The sequence below is a fragment of the Pedobacter sp. CG_S7 genome (assembly GCF_040544395.1).
GTDB lineage: Bacteria > Bacteroidota > Bacteroidia > Sphingobacteriales > Sphingobacteriaceae > Pedobacter.
The window spans coordinates 206,290-218,953 of sequence record NZ_JBEONS010000001.1 but is presented as its reverse complement, the minus strand read 5'-3'; the positions used below and the strand labels follow the sequence as shown (position 1 = coordinate 218,953).

Here is a 12,664-nt window from a genome sequence, read left to right as displayed (position 1 = left end):
TAAAAAAATGACTGATTAATGAAAAGAATACTACTTCCTGCACTTTCTTTCTGCTATTTTCTTGGCTTCGCCCAAACAGTTCCTGATTCCAGCAGGAGATTAAAAGAGGTCATCATTAGACCTTATTTTTCTGATCAACCACTATTGAGGACCACAGGTTCTTTTGGCCTTATAGACAGCCTAACCTTACAAAGGCAACAGGCTAATAGTTTAGTTCCAGCAATGAATACTATTGCTGGCGTAAGAATGGAGGAAAGATCGCCGGGAAGCTACCGTCTTTCTATCCGCGGAAGTTTATTACGCTCTCCTTTTGGCATCAGAAATGTAAAAATATACCTGGATGAGTTTCCTTTAACAGACGCTGGTGGCAATAGTTACCTCAATGCATTGGATGCAGGAAGCGTTGGAGGGATACAAGTTTTAAAGGGTCCACAGAGTAGTATTTTCGGCGCTAATTCTGGCGGCGTAGTGCTGATTAGTCCTTTAGCGATTGGCAAGGACAGCACGCTTTTGAAGTTTAAATTGCAGGGTGGCTCTTATGGCCTTTTTCAAGAAAATATTCAGTTGGGAAAACAATGGAAAAATTACCAGCTCAACATTAGCCAGGCTTACCAGCGCAGTGATGGTTATAGGGATCACAGCGGTATGGAACGCCACTATTTTCAGGCTTTGCAAAAATATAATTATTCTGCCGCTGCAAGCTTAAAGGGACTCCTGTTTTATTCAGACTTGCATTACAATACGCCGGGTGGATTGAACGCTGCACAGTTTGCTGCAAACCCTAGATTATCAAGACAGGCAACAAAATTCACTAAAAGCGCTATAGAACAGAAAGCTGGTATTTACAGTAAAACACTTTATGGCGGTATTTCTAACGAATGGCAAATCTCACCCCAACTTAAACATATTGCTTCCCTTTTTACTTCTTATACTGATTTTAAAAATCCTTTTATTACCAATTACGAGCATCGAAAAGAATCTACCATAGGCTTACGTACTTATATAGAATATGAAGCGCGAAAAAGCACCTTGAACTGGAAGTTTAATTTAGGCTTAGAAAGCATGCAAACCAGCACTACCTTTGATAATTTCGATAATAACTTTGGAACCCGGGGTGCGGTGCAAGCAGCAGATAAATTAAAATCAGCAGCAAATTTCGCTTTTGCACACCTTAACTTTGATTACCTCGATAAATGGCTGCTAGAGATTTCTGGAAGTGCCAACCTCTATGGCTACCGCTACCAAAGTATAGCACCTGTTGCTGTTGCAGAAAAAACAAAGAATTTTGATGTACAGTTTATGCCAAGAGTTGCCCTCTCTTATTTAGCTAGTCCGGAATTCTCTTTACATGCGTCCTTGAGTAAGGGTTATTCTCCACCTACATTGGCTGAAGTAAGGGCTTCTGATAATGTTATTAATGTTGCATTACAACCTGAGTTTGGCTGGAATTATGAAACCGGCTTTAAATATGAAGCACTCCAGAAAAGAATTTTTATTGATGTCACTGGTTTTTATTACCATTTAAAAAGTGCTATCGTGAGGCGATTAAACCAAAATGACACAGAATATTTTATCAACGCAGGTGGCACCAAACAATGGGGTTTGGAAACCGCGGTTTCTGCATGGGTTATTCCACTTAAATCTGCTGGTTTTATTAGGGGCCTGCAGTTGAGAAATGCTTATACGCTGAGCCGCTTTAAGTTTAGTGATTATCTGGATAAGGCTGTTGATTACACTGGAAATGATTTAACTGGTGTTCCTAAAAACATTGTTTTAAGCAGTGCCGATTTACAATTATTAAATGGCTGGTATTTATTTGTGCAGCACAATTACACGTCAAAAATACCACTTAATGATGCCAATACGGTTTATGCTGGTAACTATCATTTGCTGCAAGGCAAATTAGGTTGGAAAAACTTAAATATTGGAAAGCTCCCTTTGGAGTTATTTATTGGAGCAGATAACTTGTTAAACAAAAAATATAGTCTTGGAAATGACTTAAATTCAATAGGTGGCAGGCATTTTAATGCTGCAGCGGGAAGGAATTTTTACGCCGGACTTGTGCTGAAAATCAAATGATAAAAAGGAGCAGGTTGCTCCTGCTCCTTTTTATATAACCATGTTAAATCCCTGTCTTGATACCCAAGGTGAACCATGAACCTGGCATTGGAACCGCGCCTGCTTCAACATATTGTACGTTGAAAAGATTAGCACCATCGGCATAAATACTATAATTAGGCTGCTTAAAAGCCAATCTGGCATCTAATACAGTGTAGGACTTATAATTAATCCGCTCGTTATATCGTGCGGTTAAGGTTAAAGCAAGTAAATTAGAAAACTCCGCATTGACTGTTCCACTCCATTGATTTCTCAAACTTTCCAGCGCATAACGGGAAAAATTCGCCGTAGCGAGTGTTGTCTTAAAACTTGGATCAAGATGAGTATACGAAGCCCCAAAACGCAAGCTATTAAAAATTGCTAAGTCGCTTTTAACCAGATAATCGCCACTTATTGTAAATCCTTCGGTGTTAACGTCACTAAAGTTCTCTGGTTTCCAGGGTTCACTCTGTGTGGCTTTCACCCAATCAATAAAATTAGTAATGCGTCGAGTAAAATAACTCACATTCAGCACCAAACCTTCTTTATTGTATTTCAATCCCCCCTCAGCATAAGTAGATTTTTCTGGCTGCAGCAAATCATTACCTACATTGGTTGGTCCTTTGTAGTATAAATCAGTATAGGTTGGCAAACGCTGCCCGGTTCCTAGATTTGCGAATAAACGCCAATCACCATAAAAATTATACCCTGCATCTATACCTGGAAAGGCCTGCCAGCCATAATCAGAATTATAATTGGCATAAGCACCTACATTTATCAACAATCGGTTGAAAGGTTCAAATTTATATTCACCAAAAACACCTGTATTTGTACGATTTCTTTTACCCAAATTGGTACTGTTGATCTGTTCAGTTCTCGCTTCTAGTCCGAGGCCAAACGTTCCAATTTTTGTTTGGATGGTATTGTTCAGCTCAGCATCAATAACATTTGTTTGGTGGTGGTTGTGAAATTTATCAGGACGTTGTTTAATATACAGATAATCGTCTACATTATTCCTGTAACTGATTCTTGGGGTGAGCTGCCAATTGGCACTTAGCTTTGTGGTATAGGCAACGGAGGCTAGTAAAGTATTCACCGTTTCTTCACTCTCTTTATCACCTGGGGCAGCGTAGAATGCATTTGCACCAAAGTTATTATGGGTATAACCTGCCATTAAATCAATCTGGTCGCCTTTACCAACAGCCAGCTGCCCCTGGTAAAAAATCTTTTGATTGTTAAAGGCTGTATTGTAGCGATAGCCATTTCCTGCTTCCTGTGCGATAGATAAGGAATGAATGCCGTTTTTTTGCACAACACTCCCGCTTGCTTGTATGCCATAATTAGCATAAGTATCTCCGGATACCTCATCTTTTTTAAAACTACTTCCAGAGAAAAGCTGGGCAGAAACACCTGTTTTTTGAGCAGTGCGGGTTACAATATTAATAGCTCCGGTTAAAGCATTAATGCCATACACCCTGGAAGCGGAACCTCTCAGCACTTCAATATGATCAATATCACTAAGGGTAATGGGCAGGTTCATCATGTTATGACCAGTTTGCGGATCAGCAACCTTGACCCCATTAAGCAACACCAAAGTTTGATCAAAAGTACCACCATCGATACTGATGTCTGCTTGTGCACCACCCGGACCACGTTGGCGAACGTCTACCCCGGATACGTAACTCAACAGCTCACTTACCGAACGGGCAGGTAAACTTTTTATCTTCTCCTGGTCGATGATCCAGATATTGCGGTTCTGTTGAGAAAACGGAAGCTGTATCCTGTTTTCTTTGATGAGAACTTCATTTAGCCTATTGACAGAGTCGTTTTTGGAAGGTTTGATTGTGGTGTCTTGTGCTTTTACCGCAACGGCAAAACAAATTAATACCAGTGCAGCAATGCCGATTTTATGATAGCCCATTTATTTATTTAATGGGAGGCAAATATAGGATGTTTACGACACTCCACAATCAAAAAACTGACTCAAGAGCTCAAAGTAATTATCAAAAGCCGTTAAAGGTAAAGTTTCTGCCCTATCATAAATATCGTGATAAGCTTGAATACCACCCTGTGTATAGATAAAAAAAGAAGGTACGCCTTGTTGATAAAAACGGCAATGATCACTATTACAGGCTTCACCTCTGCTATCTACTTTTTTAAGGAGCTGATTTTGCTGATTAAGTTGCACTAATTTATCGAATTGAACTTTATACTTTGTGGCATTCACAACCTTTACACCTTCCTCTCCTGTACCTGCCAAATCAAAATTAACCAGAAACTTGATTTTATCCAATGCTATAAGAGGCTTTTTCACAAAAGCTGCTGAGCCTAGCAGACCAATCTCCTCCCCAGAAAAAGCAAGGAAAACCATATTGTACTTTGGCGGATGCTGTGCATAATGGCGGGCAAAACTCAGCAACATAGCTACGCCGCTGGCATTATCATTAGCACCAGGGAAATACACCTTCTTACCTAATAAACCCAGGTGGTCATAATGGGCAGTAATCACTAGCGTAGAATCTATACCTGAACTACCTTTAACCAAACCAGCTACATTTCTTGTGGTATAAGCGGGTATAAATTTAACGTCTACAGCAATGCTGAGGCTGTTTACCTTTGTCGGATCCAAGTCTTTTTTATTGATCTTAATCACAGGCCTTTTAGTTTGGTAACTTAAGGTGGTCCACGTTAACTTATCTGATGAATAAATGAGCAGGCCTTTGAAATTGAATGTTTCATTTTTAATCAATTCATTAATTTGCCCATCGATGAACTGCTTTACTTCTGGAAGCTCCTCTTTTAATGCCCTGTTATCAATAAGAATAAAAGCATCGACAGACCGAACTAGAATTTCCGCTAATTTAGTAACATTATTGATATCCGTACGGTTTACGGATATCACTTTATAAGTGCCATGTATCGGCGGACTAGAAGCACTCACCAGGTAATCTACTGCGGTAGTCAGCAGTCCTCCGTTAAGCTTCAGTTCCACTTTCCCCGGAAAAGTGTTTACCGGTAAATTGAATTCCTGAAAATAGGAATCTTTATTTAATGGCAGCAATCCGAATTTCTTAAACTCACCAGCAATATAGGCGGAGGCTTTATGATCACCACTTTCTACATATCCCCGGCCTTTAAAAGCTGGGGAAGCCAAAGTTTGAATTACTTTTCTGGCATAGACCGTTTGCTGTGAAAATGTAGTATTAGCAATCCCTGACAGCATAAATATTAACAAGAAAAATTTACTACAGTTCATTTTCTGCATGATGTAGGAACAAAACATTTAGTTTAATTTTTTATTAGGTTTAGCCGACATAAAGAACTGTATTTCACCGCCAGCAGTAATTTCTTGATGGGTAATGTATTTACGATCTAACATTTTACCATTCAACATTACCTTTCCCACAAAAACATTTTTATCGCTTTGATTTTTAGTTTTTACGGTAAAGGTTTTACCATTCTCCAGGTTCATAGTGGCATTAATTACTGCCGGACTACCCAATTCGTAATTCACCGATCCTGGAGCCATAGGATAAAAACCTAATGCGCTAAATATATACCAGGCACTCATCTGACCGCAATCATCATTGCCACCTAATCCATCTGCTGTTGGACCGTACATTTTCTTAAGAATCATGCGCACCCTTTCCTGCGTTTTCCATGGCGTATTGGTATAATTATACAAATAAGCTGCATGATGTGCGGGTTCATTGCCATGTACATAATTCCCGATAATCCCTTCCCGGGTGATGTCTTCCGTTTCAGCAAAAAACTCATCTGGCAGGTACATCGTAAACAAAGAATCAAGGTGTGTTGCAAAACGCTGTTTCCCTCCTCTTAAGGCAATCATTTCTGCAGGCTGATGTGGCACATACAAGCTGTAATTCCATGCATTTCCTTCAATAAACCCTTGTCCGTGGGTACTCAGCACATCGAAATCTTTCCTGAAACTGCCATCTTTCAACCTTGGACGCATAAAACCAGACTGCTTATCATATACATTCCTCCAATTTTCAGAACGTTTAATAAATTCATTATAGAGGTCCGTTTTACCTAATTTCTTAGCCAGTTGGGCAATACACCAATCATCATAAGCATATTCCATTGTATTGGAAACCGAAGTTCCGTTTGCTTCTGCAGAAATATAACCTTTATCCATGTATTCGCCAATACCTTCATAACTTCGATGCTTGGCAGTAGCAACACATGCAGCCAGAGCAGCTTCAGCATCGCCTTTATAGTTTCCTTTAATAATTGCATCAGCAACCACTGAAACACTATGATAACCACTCATACACCAGTTATCATTGGCATAATGCGACCAGATCGGCAACATTTTTAAAGTACTTTGATCATAATGGGCCAACATAGAAGAAACCATATCTGCATTTCTAGTAGGTTGTATCAAATTAAAGAAAGGATGCAAAGCACGGTAAGTATCCCATAAGGAAAAGGTAGTGTAATTGTTGAAACCTTCTGCATTATGTGTATCCTGATCTAAACCTTTATACTCGCCATTCACATCAGCATACAAGGTAGGATTGATGAAAGTATGGTACATTGAGGTATAGAAATTGATTTTATCATTCTCATTCAACGTATTTACGGCTATTTTACTTAATTCTTTGTTCCATGCCTGCTGCCCGTCGCGCTTAACCTTTTCGAAATCCCAACCCGGTATCTCGGTACGCAGGTTTTCCAAAGCATTTTTCTGACTCACAGGAGAAAGGGCGAATTTAATTTTAACCTTTTCTCCAGCTTCGGTTTTAAAGTCAAAATATGCCCTGATTTTCCTTCCTGCCATTTCAGGAAAGTTTTTTGTTTCATCAAACTTACGCCAGAAACCTTTGTAAACTTGCTGCTCATCATAGTTTTTCTGACCATAACTGATGAAAGGCCTAGAGAAGGTCATGGCAAAATAAACTGTCCGCGTACGTGCCCAACCTGAAGTTTGGCGATAGCCTGTAATCAGCGTATCGTTAACTACCCGCACAAAAGTCCACACGTTTTTATCATCATAATTATATATGCCACTCATCAAGTCTAGCACAATGTGCGATTCATCAGACTTGGGAAAAGTATATTGATGAAAACCAACCCTCGGACTGGTAGTCAATTCTGCGGTGATGTTATGGTCGTCGAGTTTTACTTTGTAATAATTGGCTTCAACAACTTCATTTTGATGAGAGAAAGCAGAACGGTAACCATTTTGTGGCTGATCTGCTGTTCCAGGATTAAGCTGTAATTTACCTGTTGTGGGCATAATCAGAAAATCACCAAGGTCAGAATGCCCGGTACCACTAAAATGCGTATGACTAAAACCTACAATAGTTTTATCGGTGTACTGATAGCCTGCACAATATTTATACATATCCTTATTGTATTTACCATTGAGCTCATAAGATAAGGTATCTGTATCTGGACTTAACTGTACAGCACCAAAAGGAACTGTTGCTCCTGGAAAGGTATGTCCCATTTTAGCTGTTCCAATAATCGGTTTTACATATTGATAAGGTTGTTTTTGTGCCTGAACAGTTAGGCTAAAAAATAGACAATAGATAATCGGTAAAAGTTTTGGTAGGTTCATTTGTGTTTTTAAATCTTGAGTTAATATATATATCAGTAATGGCTGTTAATCCATTTTCAATCTTTTAATCATTTCTGTGCTTTGTTCTCTTCCATGTTCCAAGCGCTCATTGAAAAACAATTTAGTTTGTTCAAATTGTTGTTTATAACCGGCCATATCACCAAAACGAATAATAGAAGACCATTCCCTCACTGCAGAATGAAACTCTAAATCATCTGCCCGTATTTTACGGTCATATAAAGCAGTCTCAATAGATTCTTCCAGCAAATCCTCATTTCTGAATAAGTATTCCACAATACCGAGTCTTAATTTAAAAGGTGGGGTCTGACAGATCAGGTTATCGTATGGATTTACCCCTAGTTTAAACCAGGAGTCAGCCATGCTTAGCAAGCTAAGGTGTGAATTTGGTTTGCGTGATCCGGGATTACCAGAAAGTGAAAACTCTTTCATGATGTTATCATCGAGCAATAATGGCTTCTGGTTCTCATGAAATATAAAGTCTCTGGCTTTGTAAAGCCGGCTTTTAAACTCGGCTGCTTCCTCCATAATCATCAGCTTAAACAATTCAGATTCTGATTGTGCATAACTTTTCACCTGCTGCCGGGCATAGGGGTTTAAAATAGCGAGGCCACCATAAATATGAGCTTTATAACTAAAGATCCTTAGCGTAGTTAAAATTTTAACATTGTCAATACCACCCAGATAGGCTGCGTTTTCCCATGGAAAAAAACCTGCCTCTTTCCATGCGGTGCCCATGCTTTCAAAACCTACATGCGTTGCCGCTTGTGTATCGGCCACAATTTTATCATGTTCATGGTAATCGGCAATTTCCACCATGTCAGAACCCAGGGTAGCTAATACATCATACATCCTTTGGTAGGCTTCTTTAGTAGTACGATGCGGTATAACGATTAACTTTTGTCCCACTGGATCAAAAGCCGGTCCGTGTAACGAGTGACAAGTAATGATATGAACATCCTTAGGGAGGTATTTTTCGAAAGCAGCAATTTCAGGATGTTTGATAGAAGTTTGTCCGCCTACAATGGCACCATATTTTGTTGAGCTGCCATACATGGCTAGTACCTGATCAATTTTCTCCGCCTCTACGGCATAAAAAATAACATCGCAGCGACGGGAAACTGCATTCCCGTCATCCATCATCTGGATGCCTAGCGGTGCAAGTTCTTCAATTAAATTTTCTTTGAATTGTGGCAGGTCCGAACCAAAAACACTATACCCCGCTTTTGCAAAACACTTCGCATAAAGCTTTCCCATATCGCCTAATCCAATAATTCCTATATCCATATTTATAAAATGTGCTCCAAGTAAGGTTATTTATCTGTGAATAAAAAAGATAGCTGTAATCAAATGAACTTCCCACTGCTTTTCACTTTGAGGATTAAAACAGGAACCGATATAGACGGCAATAAGAGCCGGGAAAGTGATAAATGAAAACATTTTTTTTCTAATTATAAATTAAAGTTAATCATAACAACTAAGAAAACTTAAAAAAGAAGGAACTGTTAAAACTTCATGTAAAAAAAACAGCACAACAGCAGTAATTAAGGAATTAAGCTAAAATAATAACAACTTTTACCTGTAAAAATAAGCGGCAATTTTCGATTTGAAAATTGCCGCTTATTTACTCAACAGGAAGCCTTAAAAAATCACAGCTTCATGTCTATTAATCTTATACGCTTATTTCTTTTCTGTAGATAAAGAATAAGGGAAATCTGAAACGGCCGTTCCTCTTTGTTTATTAGGTGTAGCCGACATTTTAAAATTCAATACTGCACCGTTTTGTAATCCCGAATGACTGATCCAGTTTTTAGAATAAGGTTTACCATTGATCTGCAGCGATTGCACATATTTATTTTCTGCGTTATTTGCAGGTGCATTGATCACTACTTTTTTTCCATTTTCTAGGTTAATAGTTACCTTTTTAAACAACGGTGCGCCCAAAACATATTGGTCAACTGCTGGCGTAACAGGGTAAAAACCCATGGCAGAGAAAACATACCAGGCAGAAGTTTGTCCGTTATCCTCATCTCCACAATAACCATCCGGCGTAGCGCTATACATTCTATTCATGGTTTCTCTTGCCCAATATTGGGTTTTCCAGGGTGCACCACCATAATTATATAAATAAATCATGTGCTGTATCGGTTGGTTTCCATGTGCATACTGGCCCATGTTAGCAATCTGCATCTCCCTAATTTCGTGTATCACCCCACCATAAGCACTTTCATCAAATACTGGCGGCATAGAGAATACAGAATCAATTTTCTGCACAAACTTTTCACTGCCACCCATCAATTTAGATAAACCGGCGATGTCATGAAAAACCGACCAGGTATAATGCCAGCTATTGCCTTCGGTAAAAGCACCACCCCATTTAAATGGGGAGAAAGGAGCTTGAAAAGTGCCATCCTCATTTTTACCACGCATTAAGCCTGAAGAAGGATCAAAAAGGTTTTTATAATTCATGCTTCGTTTTGCATAAATACCAATCTCACTCTCAGGTTTCCCTAAAGCTCTTCCCAGCTGATAAATCGCAAAATCATCATAAGCATATTCTAATGTTTTTGCTGCGTTCTCATTTATTTTAACATCAAAAGGCACATAACCCAGTTTATTATAATACTTAACACCATGGCGACCCACAGCATCCATCGGACCTTCGTTATTTGCACCATGGATTACTGCATCCCATAGGGTATTGATCTCATAGCCTCTCAAACCTTTGATATAAGCATCACTCACTACAGAGGCAGAATTATTACCCACCATAATGTTGGCATAACCAGGACTACTCCATTCCGGCAACCAACCTCCTTCTTTAAAATCGTTGATCAGACCTTCTTGCATCTCTTTATTGATAGAAGGATACATGAGGTTCAAGAATGGATACAATGCACGGAATGTATCCCAGAAACCTGTTCCGGCAAACATATATCCAGGAAGTGTTTTGCCATTATACGGACTCCAGTGAACAATTTTATTGTTCGCATCAATTTCATATAACTTGTTAGGGAAAAACAAAGTACGGTACATAGAAGAATAAAAAGTACGTGTTTGGTCAACTGTACCTCCTTCTACATTAATACGACCAAGGTTTTTATTCCACAGGTCTTTTGCCTTCTGTTTGGTCGACTCAAAACTATCATTAGCTAACTCGCGTTTTAAGCTGATTTCTGCCTGCTCAAAACTGATGAAGGAAGAGGCAACTTTAGCAATAACCTTTTCACCTTTAGTCGTTTTAAACCCAATAATGGCACCACTGTGTTTGCTGTCTAACTCCAAACCTTCTTTTAATTCCTTTTCACTCCAGGTTTTAGCAATGGCAAAGTCTTTGTCAAAATAGATAACAAAGTAATTCTTGAAGTTCTTTGGCAATGGCCCTCGGGCATATTTAGTAGAGTAGCCAATGATCTTTCTCTCCTTTGGAAGGATTTTAATATAAGAACCTTTGTCCAAAGCATCTACGACAACAAAAGAGCTATCCGCTTTAGGAAAAGTAAACCTAAATTGTGCTGCACGTTCTGTAGGTGTAATCTCAGTAGTTACATCAGCATCAGCTAAATAAACACTGTAATAATACGGTGTAGCAGTTTCTGCCTTATGACTAAACCAGCTGGCGCGGTCATCTTCATTGAATTTCATTTTACCGGTAACTGGCATAATGGCAAATTGACCGTAATCATTCATCCAAGGCGAAGGCTGATGGGTTTGTTTAAAGCCTCTAATTTTATCGGCATCATAGGTATATGCCCATCCATCACCCATTTTTCCGGTTTGAGGAGTCCAGATGTTCATGCCCCAGGGCACCCCAATAGCAGGATACGTATTACCGTTAGAAAGGGAGGGTTTAGATTGTGTTCCCATCAATGTATTCACATAATCAACCGGACTAGCAATTTTACCTCCCGTTTGCGCAACAGCACAACTGGTACCTAACAGCAGTAATGCACTAAATATTCTCTTTATCATGGTTTATTTGTTAAAGTGTTATTGGTTATTACATTCTAAAACTATTTTTATAATTTAGCCACTCTACCAGTGCGTTTATTTCTAAACACCTGTTTTTAAAGCTATACTAATGGTGGCGAAGCTCCCAGCAACTCGCTGCACCAATTAAAGAAGCATCTTCTTTCAGTTCGGCTATTTTTACTTGGGCTATCACCTTATTTTCCTGAAGTTTCCTCTTTACATCAGGCAAAAAAGCAAGGTACGACTGCGCAATATTACCGCCCAGCACAACCATATCGGCATGGCGCTCCTTAATTAAAGGGCTAAGAAAATCGACCAGGTTATTACTAAATTCTTCAAAAATCAACTTTCGCACTGCAGCTTGATTTTCCAGACTCATTAGCTCTTTAACACCAGCAATCTCCTGTCCGGTTAATTGAAAATAACGATCAACAAACCAGCGAGTAGATAAGTAATCTTCAGCAATACCTGCTTTAAATTTCAATTGCCAAAGTGCTGCATCCACAGCGATACTATTTTCACAAAATGCAGAACCCAATCCAGTACCTAAAGTAAGGCCTATCACTTGTTTTCCTTCCCGGGCTGCCCCTGCAAATACTTCGCCCTGTAAAAACCCTGCTGCATCATTTACAAACCTGATATTTGCTGCATCGATATTTAAAAGAGAAGCAAGTTCATTTTTTAAATTCAGCTGGTACAATGACTTAAACTTGTCCTGATCCTGAATCAGGCAAATACCTGCTTCATAATCAAATGGTCCAGGCATAGCAATTCCAATCCGTTTATTGCCATTCTGAACCTTTAAAAAGGCGGCATTAATTACCTCGCACCAGGAAGTTAAAATTCGCTCAGCCGTATCTTTCGAATTTACCGCAAGCCGTTGTGAAGAACCCTCAACAATAGTTTGTGTTTCCAGGTCTACAAGCGCTGCAGTTATATGGGATCCCCCGATATCAATGCCTAATACAAAATCTTTCATTAATTAATTAT

Annotated in this window: 7 protein-coding genes; 1 reads left to right on the top strand and 6 read right to left on the bottom strand. The window is 39.2% G+C overall.

Features of this window, described 5'->3' with window-relative positions; all coding sequences use genetic code 11:
* Nucleotides 1-18: 18 nt before the first annotated feature.
* Nucleotides 19-2,079, top strand: a complete 2,061-nt coding sequence (locus AAKU52_RS00970) for a TonB-dependent receptor (protein ID WP_354329261.1) — start codon at nt 19-21, stop codon at nt 2,077-2,079.
* A gap of 43 nt (nt 2,080-2,122) precedes the next feature.
* Here AAKU52_RS00970 and AAKU52_RS00965 read toward each other — a convergent pair whose 3' ends face one another.
* The 6 genes from AAKU52_RS00965 to AAKU52_RS00940 all read right to left on the bottom strand — a co-directional run bounded on the left by AAKU52_RS00965 (nt 2,123) and on the right by AAKU52_RS00940 (nt 12,653).
* A complete protein-coding gene (locus tag AAKU52_RS00965; RefSeq protein ID WP_354329259.1) occupies nt 2,123-4,018 on the bottom strand; it encodes a TonB-dependent receptor plug domain-containing protein in 1,896 nt (631 codons plus the stop codon).
* 33 nt (nt 4,019-4,051) lie between these two features.
* Complete coding sequence (locus AAKU52_RS00960; RefSeq protein ID WP_354329257.1) at nt 4,052-5,320, bottom strand: M28 family metallopeptidase; 1,269 nt, start codon at nt 5,318-5,320, stop codon at nt 4,052-4,054.
* A gap of 60 nt (nt 5,321-5,380) precedes the next feature.
* Nucleotides 5,381-7,684 (bottom strand): GH92 family glycosyl hydrolase, encoded by a 2,304-nt coding sequence (locus AAKU52_RS00955; protein WP_354329255.1) that lies wholly within the window; start codon nt 7,682-7,684, stop codon nt 5,381-5,383.
* Nucleotides 7,685-7,729: 45 nt separating this feature from the next.
* Nucleotides 7,730-8,989: an NAD(P)-binding domain-containing protein gene (locus tag AAKU52_RS00950; protein ID WP_354329253.1), complete on the bottom strand. Its 1,260-nt coding sequence runs from the start codon at nt 8,987-8,989 to the stop codon at nt 7,730-7,732.
* Nucleotides 8,990-9,382: 393 nt separating this feature from the next.
* Nucleotides 9,383-11,674, bottom strand: coding sequence for a GH92 family glycosyl hydrolase (locus AAKU52_RS00945; protein WP_354329251.1), 2,292 nt, complete (start codon nt 11,672-11,674; stop codon nt 9,383-9,385).
* Nucleotides 11,675-11,780: 106 nt separating this feature from the next.
* Nucleotides 11,781-12,653, bottom strand: coding sequence for an ROK family protein (locus tag AAKU52_RS00940; RefSeq protein ID WP_354329249.1), 873 nt, complete (start codon nt 12,651-12,653; stop codon nt 11,781-11,783).
* Between the last annotated feature and the right edge of the window lie 11 nt (nt 12,654-12,664).

Excerpts from the sequence above, each read along its gene's own strand:
- AAKU52_RS00960 (WP_354329257.1), bottom strand. The coding sequence starts at position 5,320 with ATGCTGTCAGGGATTGCTAATACTACATTTTCACAGCAAACGGTCTAT.
- AAKU52_RS00945 (WP_354329251.1), bottom strand. The coding sequence starts at position 11,674 with ATGATAAAGAGAATATTTAGTGCATTACTGCTGTTAGGTACCAGTTGT.
- AAKU52_RS00955 (WP_354329255.1), bottom strand. The coding sequence starts at position 7,684 with ATGAACCTACCAAAACTTTTACCGATTATCTATTGTCTATTTTTTAGC.
- AAKU52_RS00950 (WP_354329253.1), bottom strand. The coding sequence starts at position 8,989 with ATGGATATAGGAATTATTGGATTAGGCGATATGGGAAAGCTTTATGCG.
- AAKU52_RS00965 (WP_354329259.1), bottom strand. The coding sequence starts at position 4,018 with ATGGGCTATCATAAAATCGGCATTGCTGCACTGGTATTAATTTGTTTT.
- AAKU52_RS00970 (WP_354329261.1), top strand. The coding sequence starts at position 19 with ATGAAAAGAATACTACTTCCTGCACTTTCTTTCTGCTATTTTCTTGGC.
- AAKU52_RS00940 (WP_354329249.1), bottom strand. The coding sequence starts at position 12,653 with ATGAAAGATTTTGTATTAGGCATTGATATCGGGGGATCCCATATAACT.